Below are 14,569 nucleotides of genomic sequence, written 5' to 3' on the forward strand. Positions count from 1 at the left end.
TCAGGCTCCTTAATCATGCATCATGCTGGCGCGGGCTTTGGCTCGCTTGTTGCGCTCGTATTTTTCAAGCGCATCCTGCAACTGGTTACCGAGCTGGCCGCCCGGCGCCCCGCCGCCCTGTAACTGGATTTGATAGGTTGGGCTGCTCTGGTCGATGTACGTGCGACCGGCGGGCGCGGTGACCGGCTGATATGCCTGATAGCCACCGTATGAGCTGGTCGCCGGAATGTATCCACCACCCTGCCCGACCGGCTGCGCCTTTGCCGTTGCGGCATCGATGGTGCCCGATTCCTTTTTAACGATGCCGAGCTTTTCGAGGATCACATCAAGGCCGCCGCGCAGCTTGTTGAAGATATTCAGCGGCAGCATCAACGCATCCCCCAGCGCCCGGCCAAACGCCACCCCGGCATTTTTGCAGCCGTCTAAGGTTTCCTGCGTGGCTTTTACCGGCGCGATAAGGTCTTTAAACCATTTCCAGACTGCGCCGAGTTTCTGGCCGAGCCCGTCAAAAACGGGAGCCAGCGGGGCGAACATCTCATCCACCGGCGAAAATGCTTCAATAAGCCCCTGCACCACACCCGAGAAAACGGCGCTGATGGGCTCCCAGTATTTGCGGATGAGTAGCGCCCCGCCGACGACTGTCGCCACAACCGCAGTGACCACGGCGACAACCGCCCAAAGGGGCCACGAGATGGCCCCTATTACAGCAGCCGCGGCAGCGCCAATTGTCGAAAGGGCAAGGCTTAACATGCCCGCCGCTGCAACGATGGCATTGATACCCGCGATTCCCCCAGAAGCGAAAACCGTCTTTGCGGATAATCGTGGTGATGCCTGCCTCGTTCAGCAGATCGGCATCGGTGCCCGGTTCCTGCAAATCCCAGAATACCGACGCACTGATACCGGTGACGCCATTCACGCCGACGTTTGACAGGGTTTTGTGCCAGCCGGTGTCATTGTCGATTTTCGCTCGCAGACCGAGCGCTCGCGCGGTGGCGTACGCCGTTTCCGTCGCGTTAGCCGTGGTATCCCACGACAGGAAATCCGGCCAGATGACCATCAGCTCGCGGGCGCTGAAGTTGTCGCGGTATTTGATGGCCTCAGAAATGGTTTTGCAGCCCCAGGCGCTGACATAGCCGAAAGCCCGCAATTTTTGCGCCACCGGCACAAGTGCGGTCGCCACCTCCAGTGAATCGAGACCCGGCACGCCGAGAATACGCGGCTTGACGCCAGTCACCGCCTGCGCGGTCAACAGTGCTTTCAGCCCGGTATATTTCCCGTTCTCATCGGTGGTGCCGATGATGTTAGAAATCGTCTGCGCCTGCGCCGCTTCCTCATCGTCGCCGGTGCCTTCTTCCACACGCACAACAATGGTCACCGGCTTTGACTGGTCAGCGATGGCCTGTAGCGAACTGGCGAGCGTGCCTTTGGTACCGGCTTTCCCGATGACGCTTTGCGGGTTGGTAATTAACACCGGCTCATTGAGCGGGAAGGTCTCGACGTCAGCATCGCTGGCCGTGCAGATCATGCCGACAATGGCGGTGGAAACCGTGGAAATGATGCGCGTGCCGTCGTTGACTTCGACGACCTGCACACCGTGATGAAAATCACTCATCCGTTTAACTCCGTTGGGTTGGGGTGCAACCATTTTCTGTTGTGTGTGCAACAGGTGCGACGGAATGGCGTTGGCGGGGATCTAACACAACAAACAAAAAGCCCTCCGGGTGGAGGGCTACGATTTATTCGGGCATCACCGGCCAGTCGACCGGGCCGGTCACTGACACCGTACTGATTTTTTCAATGTCATCGATGTGATCCAGTACAGCGGTCAGTTTTGCCGATTCGGCTTCACTTAACGCCCGACCGGCCTGTAACTTGAGCTGAATAACCCCGACTGACTGCATCGCTTCACTGATGAGGGTTTGCTTTTGTGCTTCGGCAATGGCCGGGTAATCAGTCTCAATGGCTTTCAGCACCGGCTGACCATACTCATCAGGCACAATAGAATGGCCTTTGGTTTGCCCTTCGATTAAATGTTGATACCAGCGGTCAGAGATTGCCTGCGCATCAGCAGGCCAGCTTCCCGCCGCTTCATAAAGCGACCGGTCAGCTTCAAAATAAAAGCCCGACATTTCAGCGCTGTAATAAATGATATTCATATCAGTACCCCACCGCATGAATGAGTACCGCGACCTGCCCGACGCTACCGTACGCCCTGTTTGCCATCACCACGCAGCCAGTCTTCGTTTTAGACACAAGCTGGAACATCCCCTCGGTGCCGGTGTTGTTATTCACGTTTAACGTGCTGACTGAAATCGACAGACATGCCGACGGGAAAGCTTTCGGGAAGGTGATTGTCTGCGTCTTTTCACTGGTCATGGTCGCTCCCTGAAGCCACTGCTCAATGATGCCGGTACTGCCGCACTGCCACCAACCGTTCGCCGCTTTAGATGCGGAGTTGGGTGCGCCATAAGAGCCTTTGGGCTGGAATCGCCCGTCGCTTTCGGCTTTGGTATATGCGCCTGAGCGAGGCATATAACCCGCATCCGATTGCGCTTTGGTGTAATAGCGCGCATCAAAGTTGGCAAAATTGACCAGACCTAATTTATTGATGGTCACATCACCGTTTGTCAGATTGACCGAGAATGGCCGGAGACTGTTGTAGCCGCCGTACTGGTTACCGGAGTTCGTGAGCATCAGATATAAATTGCTGCCGTCCTGACGCCACAGCGTTCCGTAATTGCCATACACCATCCGATAGCTATTAGCCGAGGTAGTTTGCACCTCGGCGGCCACCTTCAGCGTGCCGCTGACGGTATCACCTCCTTTTGACACTGCGCCAATGTCAGCCGGTGTGGGCTTGTTTGCCGCGTCATACTGTTTAGTCCAGGCTGACCAGGCTCCGCTGTACATCGTGCGGATGTAAGAGCGTGAATGGTTATACATCCGGTAAATCTGCGTGACGCCAGCGTGTTTATACACTTCGAGTGACCCGGCATTCGGTTCCGGGTAGTTCTTCCCGCTTACCGCCTGCGCGTTAGCTGCCTGGTAATACAGCCCCGGCGTGGTGTATGCGTTCAGGTCAATTGCATTACCGATGCTCACCGCCTGACCGTTAAAGATATCCTGCGCAGTAATACTGATATCTCCCGTCAGCGCCCGGCCGTTCACCTTGCGGCTGCCCGGTACGCGCCCGTTAGCATTGTCATTCGCGGCTTTCACCGCCTTCAAGGTTGCAGCGAGTGTTTCAGACGTGCTGTCGGTCGCACTGCTGAGCTGCACAATACCTTTTTGCGCTGTGGTCGCGTCCTGAGCCGTGTATTTGCCTTTGGCGAGGTCATATGTGGCTTTCACTGCTTTCGGCGTTGCAGCGAGCGTCTCAGACGTACTGTCGGTCGCACTACTGAGCTGCACAATACCCTTTTGCGCCGTAGTCGCGTCCTGAGCCGTGTATTTGCCTTTAGCAAGGTCATATGCCGTCTTCACCGCTTTCGGCGTCGCAGCGAGCGCCTCAGACGCGCTGTCGGTGGCGCTGCTGAGTTGGGTAAAACCTTTCTCTTTCAGCGTGGCGTCAGGATGGCGGCGCGATTGTTCGTGCTCCGCGATTTTGTCGTCAACGTAATCCTGCGTTGCCATCACCATTGATGAATCGATGGCGAGATCGACCGACTCAAGGTCGGACAGGATGATGACCATGCGCAGGGTCTGCGCCCGGCCTGAACCTTCTTCGAGTTTTGGTTTATAGCTCTCGGCCATATTGCCGACGGCGACCAGCGTGCCGGTGTCATCGTACAACCCCATTTCACGCAGCCAGAAGCCGCCCGTTTCCGGCGGGATGACCAGCTCGGCCACCACGTAATTTTTCTTCTTGTTGTCCTGGCTGATTTTGTTAAGCGCATGACGCCAGACCTCATTGATGAGTTTTGTCTGGCCGGTGTTCGGCTCGGGCAGCGTGCCGCCCCCGTCACCGACAGCCATCGCCACGATGTTGACCTTTTTGCCACCCGGCGTCAGTGCGGCCGCAAATTTTGCCGCCCCGGCCGCGGTGACCACTGTTTTATATTTCACTGTCATTCTGCTCTCACTTAACCCGGATACACGGTAATGATGTCGCCGTCATAACTGACGCCCCCGGCGAAGAGATAACCGGCCACGTCCTGAATGATGTTGAGCCCGATAAGATGGCGACTGGCTGGTTTGGCATCGGCGATGAGCCGCTCCATCTCGAGATACATTTCCTCGGTGATGCCGGTTTCAAGCACGCCGATATCGAGGCGAAAGGTGCCGGGCGGGTCACTGGTTTCCCACCATTCCGTCACGTTAATCACATACCCCAGCGGCTCGACCACGCGGCGTACTGCGCCGATGGTGCCTTTGCGCCGGTGAATGTAAAAAGCCGCCCGAATCACGTCGCGTTTGGTCTCTTCCGGCCAGTCGCTATCCCAGCGGTCGACGGAATACGCCCAGGCGAGCCACGGCAGCAGATTCACCGGGCAGTCGTTCGGGTTCCATAACCGGCGTAACGGGATCGGGGTGTTTTCGATATCTGCACAGGCGCGGGCTGCGGCCACCTCCAGCGGCGATGACCCGACCGGCAGAAGTCTTGCCTCACTCATCCGAGCCCCCGAGCCTGATTTGATAATCAGAGCAGAAAGACGCCTGCGTTTTATCGAGCACGATGTCAGCGGCCGGGGCCGCCAGCTCGACCCGTTGCACCCCTTCCACATGCAGGGCGGCGTAAATGGCAGACTGACGAATGTCACGCCCGAGCCGGTGCTGAGCGCTGATGTAGGCTTTCAGTTTTGCTTCTGCTGCGGCGCGGATGGGTTCGCTTTCCGGGCCGGGGTAGATGTAAAGCGTCGCGTCGATGGTGTAGTTAACAACTGCCGCCGACTGGACGGTCACCCGGTCGGCCACCGGTCTGACGTCTTCGCCGTTAAGTGCGTTACGCACCACGGTCAGCAGCGCATCCGATGCAGCGCCGTTATCCTCGCGAGAAAGCACGGAAATGGTCACGCACGCAGGCTCAGGGCTGATAACGGAAATGTCAGCGACGCGACCGTCGGCGCTGCGGCCGTGAAACTCATACGCCCCTACCGGCCCCGCGACGCTTAAGCCCTCAAAAGCCTGTTGCGCCCGCAGACGAAAATCCGTGTCGGACTCCATGACCGCCGGTGTCGGCGGGATGGTGCTGTCGTCGGCCGGGGTGATAATCAGGCGGGCGGTATTGGTGTTCGCGGCCATCACATCGAGGTCGTTGTTTTCGGCGTACGCCAGCGTGACGGCCAGCGCAGCCTCGTTCACTCGCTGACGCCATAACACTTCGCGGTATGAATTTTCCTCCAGATATTTGACCAGCGGATCGGACTCCAGTGCGAGCGTGCGGGCGATAGCCTCCTGCTGTTCTTCCGGGTAGAGCGAAATCAGGGTCGCCTTACGCTCGACGAGGATGGATTCATAATCCAGCGTTTCCACCACGTCGGGCGCGGGGAGCTGGCTCAGGTCGATAATGGCCATAGGTTCAACTCACTGGAATAGTCAGGGATAAAGGGGCGGCTGAGTCTTTAATTTCACCGGTCAGCTCAACCATCATCTGACCGTTAAACTGGCGCTCAATCGTCAGCGACGTGATGGTGACGCGAGGCTCCCACTTCAGCAGCGCCATATAACAGGCACACATCATCTGAAGGTTCAGCGCATCGTTTTGCGGCATATCAATCAGGGAAGACAGCAGCGAGCCGTAATCACGGCGCATCACCCGCGAGCCGACCGGCGTGCGCAGAATATCGCTCACGCTCTGACGAATATGATCTGCATCGGATATAGCGAGGCCGGTGTCGCGGTTCATGCCGAGGTAGCGCATCGTCATTTCGTACCCTCCGTCCGGCTGTTTCCGCGCTCGACGCCGCCGTGGTCATGGTCATCCACCTGCACGCCGTTGGAGGTAAATTTCCCGCCTGCGTGCTCGATGTCACCGCTCATCTTCCCGCCCTTCTGCACTTCGAGCGTGCCGGTGATGAGCTTGTTGGTACACACCACCTCGGGCGTATCGAGCGTGACGCGGGTCGACGCCTTAATCATGACAACCGGTACCGTGGCGGTAATAGATTTCGAAGCGGTGACCTCAGCGGTGGTGATGCCGGTAACCGAAAGCGCCCCGGAGTCGGGTTCGTACTCGATGACTGCGCCGTCAGGAAAGGCAATATGAAACGCATCGGCGGAGGCGGAGGGCGCGGGATGGTAATCAGAGAAAATGGCAGGTAAGACAAACGCCGTATCGAGCTCACCGCCCACGGCCAGAATTAATACCTGCTCACCTACTGAGGGAGCCCACCATGTACGCGAGCGCCCGGCGCGGGAGGTCAGCCAGTTAAGCCATGTAGTTTGTATCCCGCCGGTCTGAACACGACATAACCCCTCGTCGAGGTCGACAGCGGTCACAACTCCGGTACGGATCAGATTACGGATCGCTCGAGCGATTTCCTGAATTGAAGTTAAAGTATTCATGGGAAAAGGATGCCGCCGGGTGAGGCTGGCGGCAATAGAGCGGAGTTTTGCCAGCTAAGAAACAACACGCAAAACTCAGGTAGTCATGAGATATCGCTACAGGATTGGAGAATGGTGATTTGATCCTGATATATGCCAAAATTTCGATTTATTCAACAAAGCCTAACGTAACTAACAACTAACAACCCGACTTATCAAGCACAACTGATTCAGGAAAAATCAACCCGAAGGTAAGCCAGGGTTGTGAATAGTCCTTCTTTAGGGATATTACCCGTGGTGCCAACCGGGTAGGCATATAACGTCACATTTGAGCGATAGCTTTCATCCAGTTTAAATGGAACAACGCTGCTGCTATTATTTGGTATTAATGGAACATTGTCTTCATTCGTAACAACAACTCCCACATCCTCATTATCAGACTGAATAGCATTAGGAATATTTGCTGAGGCATTCCCCTCAATGCGCATTGTCAGATTGGCTGTTGCACTCATATCGTTACATTCAATAGGGATATTGATTTTTTTCGACGTATAGTTGTCAGGTTTCTGCCCTGCCACCTTGAAGTCAGTTGCATAGAGTGACCCTAGATCAACAACAACTTGAGTTCCGGTGTTAATAACACAGTTTTGAGGAACCGTAACAATCCCATTGAGATAAATATTCGTAGTCGACTCCGGACCATGATTAGCACCACCAGTATCACCCATAGACCAGTAAGTGGATGCAACTAAAACATTGTTAATAACTGACTGTCCGACTAATGATTTTTTTAATCTAACAGATACCCGAACCGACCCGCCAGTATTACCACCACCAAGACTTAAACCAAAAGCTGTATTGCATTTATACTTTTTACTGTTACTATAGTTATGTATTGGACCAAAAGGAATTGATACATAATCATTCAACGTTGAGACTTTAACCCCTACTTGTATATAATCGTTTCCTGGGATGTCATAATAAATGTAACCATTTGCTGATTGTGGGTTGGTAAGGGATGTATCCCCCCACAGCCAAATATATCGATATGGACCACCAGTACAAGCACATGTTATTGAGGCATTTTGAACACCACTGCTCACATTCTGTTCTGGCAATGTAGTTCCTGGAACATTGTCACCTGGGTTGCTTATATTCATATTCCCTATATCATAGCTAGCAGCCGTTGGCCCTCCGGCCAAAGAGCAATACCCATCAGCAGCACTTGCCGCCTTCATGCATATAAATAAAGCCGCCGCAAGAAAAATAAAAAAAACTCTATTCATTGTTCATATCCTTTATTTTATAGCCAGCCGTCCTGTCCAACTGTTGCAGTTGTATCATCTATGCTGTTGCCCATTCATACGAGGCCATTTCAAAATCGACAGATAATTAACTTCACACCCCTATGTATCGCCTTGATGATAACAATCAGTGACAACACAAAATCAAGAAAAAAACAATTTAATGATTTATATTTTAACTGCAAAGCAGCCACAATTGAAAATGTTAAAAATACCAACACTCAGTGCCACTGACAAAACAGCTATATAACCTATTGTTTAGCTTTTAACTTTCAATAAATTAAAAACAAAATTCAAAACATGTGAATCCTGATGGGTGTCGCACAAATAATGTCACCAATGTGGAGGACTTTCCGGGGCTTATCCGGCAGATACATCGCAAAATTAAAGTGGCCTCAGCAGACGGTGCTTACGACACAAAACGTTGCCATGACGGGCTCAGGCGCAAGAAAATCAGCGCGCTTATCGCGCCGCGAGCGCGTGCCGGTTACTGGCCAGTGGAATATGCCGACAGAAATCAGGCAGTGGCGAGGTAATGACTGACGGGGAGCAATGCTTATTGAAAATGACACACGGCTTACAACCGGCGTTCGGTAGCTTAAACGGCGATGTACCGTGTAAAACAGCTGTTTGCTGGGCATCTTGCGTTGCGGGATTATGATGCTCAGGTTGGAGAAGCTATGACCATGATCCATGCCTTAAACAAAATGACGCGTGCAGGTTTGCCAGAAAGTGTGCGTATCGCCTGAGATTAAGAGCTATTTATTACAGGGGAACTCAACACAAATCTGATGTATTCATCAAAGCCGATCTCATCATAAGATCATGGATTATTTAAACGGTAAAAGGTTTATAATAACTCGTTCAATCATTCTACTATCACAATCTTCCATCCCAATCAAAACGCGCTTTTCATAATAGATTGCTCGACTGTTTTTACTGGGCTTGTCTTTCAATCCATACTGATGCACCCTCGCCATACGCTGCACCTTCCCGGTAAACTCCACGACAGCAGCATCATCGCGCCCGGTCGCCTTCATAAAGCGGTTAGCACGCAGCTTCGCGAACATCTCGCGCTTTACCCGGCCGTTTTTGGCCCTGACCGGCGGGCGCTTACGGGCAGCATACGGAGTGCCGTCCGGCGCGGTTTGCGTCTTAATACGACGCTGCTGTCGGGTGCGCAGCGTCTTCGCAATATCAGCGGTCATCCGTCGACGACTCGCCGGTGACAGCGCCGCAATCAGCCCGGCCAGCCGGTCATCAAAGGGTTTGAACTCATTCATCCCATTCGCTCACAAGCTCACCGTGAACATACAGCTTCATCGGTCGGGCTACCGGCTCTGGCGGCTGCGGTTCGGCCGCATGCTCAATGTGCAGCTCGGCCCCGACTTCTTTGACGATAGTGCGCTCGGTCAGTAACAGGCTGATGCTGAGGTCGATGCTGTCGTCGCTGTTGATGTCTGCCTCGTAGATGAAGCCACGCTTTCGCCCTTCATCCGTGGTCATGATGTCGGCCTGCTGGACCCTGAGCCACGCCTGAATCGGCACGAGGATCAAATCAATATCGCCCGGAAAATCGGTCACCACCACGTTGAGCGTGTACTGATTCTCAAATGACAGCGATGTCGCCAGCGTGGAGGCCAGTTTCCCGTTATCGATAAAAATGCGCATCATGTCGGGGTTCGCTTTCAGCACCGGCACGGCATCAGTTAAGGCGTTGCGCAGACTCTTCGGTTTGAACATCGGTTTTATCCTGACAGGTTTTTATCGTTTCGACCTGGAGCGCACAGCTTTCGAGCGCGGATTCGAGCTGGCGAATGTCGCCGCTCAGGTCGCCATTGGTTAACGGGTCACTGCCCGGCATCGGACACAGGCTGACCCTCGGGCAGGCGTTCAGCACAACGACCGGCGGAGATGCAGGGGGCGCGTCGGTGCAGGCTGCGCACAGCATCAGACAGCTCAGCGCTGTACCAGCGGCGTAAATCCTCGTTTTCATTGAGTAACCTCGTGATGGTTCGCTCCCGACGCGCGGCCCGCGTTCCGGCCGCGGCGAGTTTCTGGCGCAGTTGCACCTGTGCCCGGTCATTGTCCGCACTCAGGCGCTGCGCGGTGAGGAGCTGGTCTTTCAGCATATCGATAGTGCGTTTCTGGTCGCTGGCGACGTCATTCGCGCGGGTAAACGCGCGGCTGAGCTTGCTGTTTTCATGCTTCAGCCAGACCAGCGCCAGCCCGGCCACGGCCAGTAAAATCATCAGTGTTTTCATTTTGTCCCCTGCATACAGCGCGACCATTCGCGGGTGCGACGGTTTTCAAGTCCGGTATTCCTGACGCCGTTCACGTACACCCAGCGGGTGAGCTGGTCGCACGCCTGCGCCCACTGCTGACGCTTAATAAACGAGACCAGTGTCGAGCGACAGGCCGCACCGGTGCCAACGTTAAAGGCGAAACTGACGAGCGAGTCATAGACCGGCTGCGGCATCTTCCCCGGCACGCACACCGCCAGCCGTCGCTCAGTATTGAGCACATCGGCGACCAGATTCGCCGCCGCGTCGTGTTCGGTGATATTGCGTTTGGGTACCACCCCGGCAGTGTGGCCGATGCCTGACGTCCACACGCCCGCGCTGCACTGGTAGGGGCGCAGACGACACCCCTCAAGGTCTGCAATCAGGGCGAGCCCCTCCGACGAGCTATTCAGCAGACGAAAATCAGGCACCAGTGCCGCCAGCGCCAGCACGACGGCCACACTGCAACGTTTAACGACTGAGGCCACGAATTACCCCCTTATTGATTCCGGCCGCAACGAGATAGCGGTAGGTCTGGCGGCGGTACCAGAAATTCACCAGCGCGGTAAAAATGGCGCACCCGCCGCCGACATACAGCGCGAGTTTTTCCGGGGTCTGCGTGCCGAAATAGGCCAGCGCCACGGAAAACCAGTACGTCAGAAACGTTGTGATTTTTTCCATCGTTAATCCCACAGGTTGACGGTCTCCGTAACGGCGGCGGTGTCGACGACCGGCAGGCTGACGGACGTGCCGTGCGGCAGGATGGCCCCAAGTGCAGCCAGACCCGGATTAGCGGCGAGCACCGCCTCGACAACCCCCTCAGTGCGGCCGTAATGGCGATGACACAGGGCGTCGAGGGTGTCGCCCTGCTGTGCAATGACGTTCATCAGATTTGCCCCACGATGCAGCGGGCTTTGTCCTGAATACGGGCCACAGACCAGCGCATATCCCGCCACAGTTCATCGATGGTGCTGTCAATGCTGTCGGCCTTTTTGTCACCTTTAGCGCTCGCATCCACGCCGCGATAACGCTCATAGAGCGTGGCGGTGGTCATGGCACACACGGCGTTGAAATAGTGGAAAACGCGCACGCTCTCGCCGTCGAGTTCATCGGTCGGTACCTCCACGAGGGCCGCGTGACCGGCCCCGAGCTGAAGGTCGCGCCAGTCGCGCAGCTCGGCGTTGGTTTCGGCCATTCCGGCCTTAATCGCCCGGCGCAGGCGCACAGGGGAAACCGTCTGCTCGAGGCGCATCTCTTCCCGCACGCGCTTCGGGTCAACGTCCGGGAAAAAACCGGTGTTTTTTATTACCGGTTCATCGTCCGGCACCGGCGGAATGACCAGCGGCTCGCGCGGTCGTGCCGGGTTACTGACTACAAGCGTCGTCATGACTACCTCTGAAATAGGTGGGCGGTGGACGCTGGCCTCCGCTCAGGTGAAACACCTGCCTCAGCCAGCGTGCCGCCCGGCGCGGGGCGCATTCTGTTAACCGGCGACTTTCCTCGGGCGACCACGCCCCCGTTTCGCCGGTGAATCGGTTGTTATTTTGGTGGCCTTTTTCGCAGGCTTCGGCGGGGTTTTCTTCACCGGGGCGACAGGCTTCGGCTTCAGCTCCCGGCCGAGGCGCTCGATGTCTTTTTTCACCCCGCAACTGTCATCCAGCTGAATAGCGCGTTGCAGGTGCGTCATCGCCTCAGTCAGCAGACCGGCGTCGCGCAGGATAAGACCGGCGACCTTATGCAGGCGGGCGCGAACCTCGTCAGGCATATCGGCAGTGCGGGTCATCTCGATAACGGTCAGGAGCGGCTGCACATCCACCGGCTGACTGGCCGCGCGGACGCGAAGTGCGGCCAGCGCCACCTCTTCGGCCAGCATATACGGCGCGGTGCGCGCGTGACCGTCAGGCATCGACAGGCCAAAACGCAGCGCGTAGCGGGCAATCTCAATCGCGCCGGGAATATCCCCGGCATCGAGACGCCACAGCAGTACGGTCATCAGGATGTCATCCTGCGCCCCGGTGCCGGTCTCCAGCACGCCGATCACCCACGGCAGGTAAAACGGCAGCAGCTCGCGCTTTTTCTCTGCCTTACGTTCCCGGGAATGGATTTGTGAAAGCGTCCTGCGGTCTGCGGCCAGCTTCACGAGCATTTGCTCATAAGCCGTGGCATGGCGCAGCGGGCGCTGTTCCCGCTGCGATGCCTGTTCGGCCGAGACCCGCATCGCGTGACGCCGTGCGGGGCTCGCCATCGGTTACGCCTCCCCGCCGTCGGTATGCGCGTCAGCCTTTGGAGCGTCTGCATGTTGAGTGACGACCCCGGCGGTCAGCGCCTGCATGGCTTTCACCATTTCGGCCGCAAACACTTTCGCGCTCGCCGCTTCCGGGGTGGCCTCTTCGTCCTGCTCGAGGATTTCGATGTTTTCAATCAGGCAACCGGCCGCGTAATCCTCGATAACGAAATCGACTTTCACCTGCTCGTAGTTTTCCACCTGATCGAGTTTTGGGTTTTCGACGATGTGGCGACGGTGGCCGTCTTCGTACAGGTAGATGGAAATGTTATCCAGCGTGGTGATGAATACGCTGTTCGCCGGGAAGAACGGCGCACGCACCGCCTGAAGCTGACCGATGGTTTTCTGGCTGACAATCAGCTCTGCGGCGAGCTGTTCGCTGTTGGCCTGGAACTTATTAATCATCGGGAAATATTTGTCGGTCAGGATACGACGGCCGCAGATGACCACCATTTCCGGGTTTTCGCGGTGGATCTCTTCAATCAGCGATTCGTGCGCATCCATCACCAGCGCGTCGAGGTTGGCGTAATGCCCGCCTTTGACGCTCAAATATAACGTCGAGTACATCGGTATCGATGCGACCGGGCTCGGTCAGGGCGTCTTCCAGCTCGTGCGCTCGTTCTACCCGGCCGCACGTGAAATCCGCTACACCCCGGAAATGAAGACCGCGATGGTGCTGAAAGCCAAAGACACCATCACGCGCGGCTGTCTCGAATATGACGTCGGCGCAACCGACCTCACGCAGTCGTTTATGTCCATCCGCAAAACCATGACCAGCAGCGGGCGCAGCGCAACCTATGAGGCCAGTCGCACCGAGGAAGCCAGTCACGCCGATCTGGCCTGGGCGACCATGCACGTCTTAATTAACGAGCCACTGACCGCCGCCAGCGGCCAGCCTTCATCCTCGATTATGGAATTTTATTAATGAGCAAACGCAACAAGAAAAACCAATACACCACAAAGCCACGCCAGCACACCGCCGCGCCCGCTCAGAGCATGGAGGCGTTCACCTTTGGCGAGCCGACGGCGGTGCTCGACCGGCGCGATATTCTCGATTACGTGGAATGCGTCGATAACGGCCAGTGGTACGAGCCGCCGGTGAGTTTCTCGGGGCTGGCGAAAAGTATGCGAGCCGCCGTGCACCACAGCTCACCGATTTACGTGAAGCGTAATATTCTGGTGTCGACCTACATTCCGCACCCGAAATTATCCCGGCAGGACTTCAGCCGTTTTGTGCTCGATTTTCTGGTCTTCGGTAATGCCTTTCTCGAAATGCGCCGCAGCCTGAGCGGCAAGGCCGTCAAATTTGAGACCTCTCCGGCCAAATACACCCGGCGCGGCGTCGAGGATGATGCTTACTGGTACATTCAGTCATTCGCGCAGGCCCATCAGTTCGCCCCCGGCTCGGTGTTTCATCTGCTGGAGCCGGACATCAATCAGGAGCTCTACGGCCTGCCGGAATACCTGAGCGCACTCAATTCCGCCTGGCTGAATGAATCCGCGACGCTATTTCGCCGCAAGTATTACCAGAACGGGGCGCACGCCGGGTACATCATGTATGTGACCGACGCCGCGCAAAGCAGCACTGACGTCGAAGCGCTGCGCAAGGCGATGCGTGACTCGAAAGGATTGGGGAATTTTAAGAATCTGTTTTTCTACGCGCCAAACGGCAAAGCTGACGGCATTAAAATTGTACCGTTGAGCGAAGTCGCCACAAAGGATGATTTCTTTAACATCAAGAAAGTCAGCGCCGCCGATATGCTCGATGCACATCGCATCCCGTTCCAGCTCATGGGAGGCAAACCGGAAAATGTAGGCTCATTGGGTGACGTTGAGAAGGTGGCGAAGGTCTTTGTACGCAACGAGCTCAGCCCGCTACAGTCACGCTTCATGGAGCTGAACGAATGGGCAGGCGAAGAGGTTATTCGCTTTAAAAAATACTCTCTGGAGCCTGAGGACGAGTAACATTCGCAGCCGCCGGAAGGCGGCTTTAAGTACAAAAGACATCGAAGTGGATTGAACAAGATTACCTAAGTGAGGACTCCCAATCGAATGGCCTGCCAAAAACACGACGAAATACATAATTCTTTGATAAATATAAATAAGAAAGCGATCTTCTGTAGATGCCGACTGGTAAAAGGAGAGTAAAGCATGGCGAATTTGTATTAGCTCAGATTTGAACTGACACAATTATGGCAAAAAGCCATACCTAATCT

The 14,569-nt window shown here is 55.7% G+C and carries 17 protein-coding genes and 5 pseudogenes; 3 read left to right on the forward strand and 19 right to left on the reverse strand.

Translation table 11 applies throughout. The features are described from left to right. Nucleotides 1-9: 9 nt before the first annotated feature. From MUU51_RS18150 to MUU51_RS18190, 9 genes and pseudogenes are all read right to left on the reverse strand, one after another. Nucleotides 10-786, reverse strand: a pseudogene (locus MUU51_RS18150) (phage tail tape measure protein); the annotation flags it as partial. After that, nucleotides 782-1,612, reverse strand: a pseudogene (locus MUU51_RS18155) (phage tail sheath subtilisin-like domain-containing protein); the annotation flags it as partial. The pseudogenes MUU51_RS18155 and MUU51_RS18150, both read right to left, overlap by 5 nt. A gap of 124 nt (nucleotides 1,613-1,736) precedes the next feature. After that, nucleotides 1,737-2,156, reverse strand: coding sequence for a tail fiber assembly protein (locus MUU51_RS18160; RefSeq protein ID WP_258968285.1), 420 nt, complete (start codon nucleotides 2,154-2,156; stop codon nucleotides 1,737-1,739). Nucleotide 2,157: 1 nt separating this feature from the next. Further along, the gene (locus tag MUU51_RS18165) at nucleotides 2,158-4,071 is read right to left on the reverse strand and encodes a tail fiber protein (protein WP_258968286.1); all 1,914 of its coding nucleotides are present in this window, start codon (nucleotides 4,069-4,071) and stop codon (nucleotides 2,158-2,160) included. An 11-nt stretch (nucleotides 4,072-4,082) separates the two neighbouring features. Next, nucleotides 4,083-4,613: a phage tail protein I gene (locus MUU51_RS18170; RefSeq protein ID WP_258968287.1), complete on the reverse strand. Its 531-nt coding sequence runs from the start codon at nucleotides 4,611-4,613 to the stop codon at nucleotides 4,083-4,085. Continuing rightward, nucleotides 4,606-5,514: a baseplate assembly protein gene (locus MUU51_RS18175; protein ID WP_258968288.1), complete on the reverse strand. Its 909-nt coding sequence runs from the start codon at nucleotides 5,512-5,514 to the stop codon at nucleotides 4,606-4,608. The genes MUU51_RS18170 and MUU51_RS18175 overlap by 8 nt, the downstream gene beginning before the upstream one ends. 4 nt (nucleotides 5,515-5,518) lie before the next feature. Then, nucleotides 5,519-5,866: a GPW/gp25 family protein gene (locus tag MUU51_RS18180; protein WP_258968289.1), complete on the reverse strand. Its 348-nt coding sequence runs from the start codon at nucleotides 5,864-5,866 to the stop codon at nucleotides 5,519-5,521. Beyond that, on the reverse strand, nucleotides 5,863-6,504 hold the full coding sequence (locus MUU51_RS18185; RefSeq protein WP_258968290.1) for a phage baseplate assembly protein V: 642 nt from the start codon (nucleotides 6,502-6,504) through the stop codon (nucleotides 5,863-5,865). Before MUU51_RS18185 ends, MUU51_RS18180 begins: the two co-directional genes overlap by 4 nt. A 209-nt stretch (nucleotides 6,505-6,713) precedes the next feature. Then, nucleotides 6,714-7,769, reverse strand: a complete 1,056-nt coding sequence (locus MUU51_RS18190; RefSeq protein ID WP_258968291.1) for a fimbrial protein — start codon at nucleotides 7,767-7,769, stop codon at nucleotides 6,714-6,716. Between the two features lie 344 nt (nucleotides 7,770-8,113). On the opposite strand from MUU51_RS18190, the pseudogene MUU51_RS18195 reads away from it, so the two are divergent. Further along, a pseudogene (locus tag MUU51_RS18195) lies at nucleotides 8,114-8,536 on the forward strand (transposase); the annotation flags it as partial. A gap of 81 nt (nucleotides 8,537-8,617) precedes the next feature. On the opposite strand, the gene MUU51_RS18200 reads toward MUU51_RS18195, so the two are convergent. The 10 genes and pseudogenes from MUU51_RS18200 to MUU51_RS18245 all read right to left on the reverse strand — a co-directional run. After that, nucleotides 8,618-9,070 (reverse strand): phage virion morphogenesis protein, encoded by a 453-nt coding sequence (locus tag MUU51_RS18200; RefSeq protein WP_258968292.1) that lies wholly within the window; start codon nucleotides 9,068-9,070, stop codon nucleotides 8,618-8,620. Then, on the reverse strand, nucleotides 9,063-9,530 hold the full coding sequence (locus tag MUU51_RS18205; protein ID WP_258968293.1) for a phage tail protein: 468 nt from the start codon (nucleotides 9,528-9,530) through the stop codon (nucleotides 9,063-9,065). The genes MUU51_RS18200 and MUU51_RS18205 overlap by 8 nt, the downstream gene beginning before the upstream one ends. Further along, entirely contained in the window at nucleotides 9,493-9,738 is a 246-nt protein-coding gene (gene lysC / locus MUU51_RS18210) for an Rz1-like lysis system protein LysC (RefSeq protein WP_258968294.1), read from the reverse strand. The genes MUU51_RS18205 and lysC overlap by 38 nt, the downstream gene beginning before the upstream one ends. Beyond that, a complete protein-coding gene (gene lysB / locus MUU51_RS18215; protein WP_258968295.1) occupies nucleotides 9,638-10,051 on the reverse strand; it encodes an Rz-like lysis system protein LysB in 414 nt (137 codons plus the stop codon). Before lysB ends, lysC begins: the two co-directional genes overlap by 101 nt. Further along, nucleotides 10,048-10,557, reverse strand: coding sequence for a lysozyme (locus MUU51_RS18220; RefSeq protein ID WP_258968296.1), 510 nt, complete (start codon nucleotides 10,555-10,557; stop codon nucleotides 10,048-10,050). The genes lysB and MUU51_RS18220 overlap by 4 nt, the downstream gene beginning before the upstream one ends. Then, nucleotides 10,541-10,762: a phage holin family protein gene (locus MUU51_RS18225; protein WP_258968297.1), complete on the reverse strand. Its 222-nt coding sequence runs from the start codon at nucleotides 10,760-10,762 to the stop codon at nucleotides 10,541-10,543. The genes MUU51_RS18220 and MUU51_RS18225 overlap by 17 nt, the downstream gene beginning before the upstream one ends. Next, nucleotides 10,753-10,956 (reverse strand): tail protein X, encoded by a 204-nt coding sequence (locus tag MUU51_RS18230; protein ID WP_258968298.1) that lies wholly within the window; start codon nucleotides 10,954-10,956, stop codon nucleotides 10,753-10,755. The genes MUU51_RS18225 and MUU51_RS18230 overlap by 10 nt, the downstream gene beginning before the upstream one ends. Then, nucleotides 10,956-11,456, reverse strand: coding sequence for a head completion/stabilization protein (locus MUU51_RS18235; RefSeq protein WP_258968299.1), 501 nt, complete (start codon nucleotides 11,454-11,456; stop codon nucleotides 10,956-10,958). The genes MUU51_RS18230 and MUU51_RS18235 overlap by 1 nt, the downstream gene beginning before the upstream one ends. 96 nt (nucleotides 11,457-11,552) lie before the next feature. Next, on the reverse strand, nucleotides 11,553-12,314 hold the full coding sequence (locus MUU51_RS18240) for a phage terminase small subunit (RefSeq protein WP_258968300.1): 762 nt from the start codon (nucleotides 12,312-12,314) through the stop codon (nucleotides 11,553-11,555). Nucleotides 12,315-12,317: 3 nt separating this feature from the next. After that, a pseudogene (locus MUU51_RS18245) lies at nucleotides 12,318-12,893 on the reverse strand (P2 family phage major capsid protein); the annotation flags it as partial. Here MUU51_RS18245 and MUU51_RS18250 point away from each other — a divergent pair. Then, nucleotides 12,892-13,278, forward strand: a pseudogene (locus MUU51_RS18250) (phage terminase large subunit family protein); the annotation flags it as partial. The pseudogenes MUU51_RS18245 and MUU51_RS18250 sit on opposite strands and share 2 nt — an antisense overlap. Beyond that, the gene (locus MUU51_RS18255; protein WP_258968301.1) at nucleotides 13,278-14,318 is read left to right on the forward strand and encodes a phage portal protein; all 1,041 of its coding nucleotides are present in this window, start codon (nucleotides 13,278-13,280) and stop codon (nucleotides 14,316-14,318) included. The pseudogene MUU51_RS18250 and the gene MUU51_RS18255, both read left to right, overlap by 1 nt. The last annotated feature ends 251 nt before the right edge of the window (nucleotides 14,319-14,569 follow it).

Source organism: Scandinavium manionii (assembly GCF_024764775.1).
In the GTDB taxonomy this organism is placed as follows: Bacteria; Pseudomonadota; Gammaproteobacteria; order Enterobacterales; family Enterobacteriaceae; genus Scandinavium; species Scandinavium manionii.

Excerpts from the sequence above, each read along its gene's own strand:
- MUU51_RS18160 (WP_258968285.1), bottom strand. The coding sequence starts at position 2,156 with ATGAATATCATTTATTACAGCGCTGAAATGTCGGGCTTTTATTTTGAA.
- MUU51_RS18165 (WP_258968286.1), bottom strand. The coding sequence starts at position 4,071 with ATGACAGTGAAATATAAAACAGTGGTCACCGCGGCCGGGGCGGCAAAA.
- MUU51_RS18170 (WP_258968287.1), bottom strand. The coding sequence starts at position 4,613 with ATGAGTGAGGCAAGACTTCTGCCGGTCGGGTCATCGCCGCTGGAGGTG.
- MUU51_RS18175 (WP_258968288.1), bottom strand. The coding sequence starts at position 5,514 with ATGGCCATTATCGACCTGAGCCAGCTCCCCGCGCCCGACGTGGTGGAA.
- MUU51_RS18180 (WP_258968289.1), bottom strand. The coding sequence starts at position 5,866 with ATGACGATGCGCTACCTCGGCATGAACCGCGACACCGGCCTCGCTATA.
- MUU51_RS18185 (WP_258968290.1), bottom strand. The coding sequence starts at position 6,504 with ATGAATACTTTAACTTCAATTCAGGAAATCGCTCGAGCGATCCGTAAT.
- MUU51_RS18190 (WP_258968291.1), bottom strand. The coding sequence starts at position 7,769 with ATGAATAGAGTTTTTTTTATTTTTCTTGCGGCGGCTTTATTTATATGC.
- MUU51_RS18200 (WP_258968292.1), bottom strand. The coding sequence starts at position 9,070 with ATGAATGAGTTCAAACCCTTTGATGACCGGCTGGCCGGGCTGATTGCG.
- MUU51_RS18205 (WP_258968293.1), bottom strand. The coding sequence starts at position 9,530 with ATGTTCAAACCGAAGAGTCTGCGCAACGCCTTAACTGATGCCGTGCCG.
- lysC (WP_258968294.1), bottom strand. The coding sequence starts at position 9,738 with ATGCTGTGCGCAGCCTGCACCGACGCGCCCCCTGCATCTCCGCCGGTC.
- lysB (WP_258968295.1), bottom strand. The coding sequence starts at position 10,051 with ATGAAAACACTGATGATTTTACTGGCCGTGGCCGGGCTGGCGCTGGTC.
- MUU51_RS18230 (WP_258968298.1), bottom strand. The coding sequence starts at position 10,956 with ATGAACGTCATTGCACAGCAGGGCGACACCCTCGACGCCCTGTGTCAT.
- MUU51_RS18235 (WP_258968299.1), bottom strand. The coding sequence starts at position 11,456 with ATGACGACGCTTGTAGTCAGTAACCCGGCACGACCGCGCGAGCCGCTG.
- MUU51_RS18240 (WP_258968300.1), bottom strand. The coding sequence starts at position 12,314 with ATGGCGAGCCCCGCACGGCGTCACGCGATGCGGGTCTCGGCCGAACAG.
- MUU51_RS18255 (WP_258968301.1), top strand. The coding sequence starts at position 13,278 with ATGAGCAAACGCAACAAGAAAAACCAATACACCACAAAGCCACGCCAG.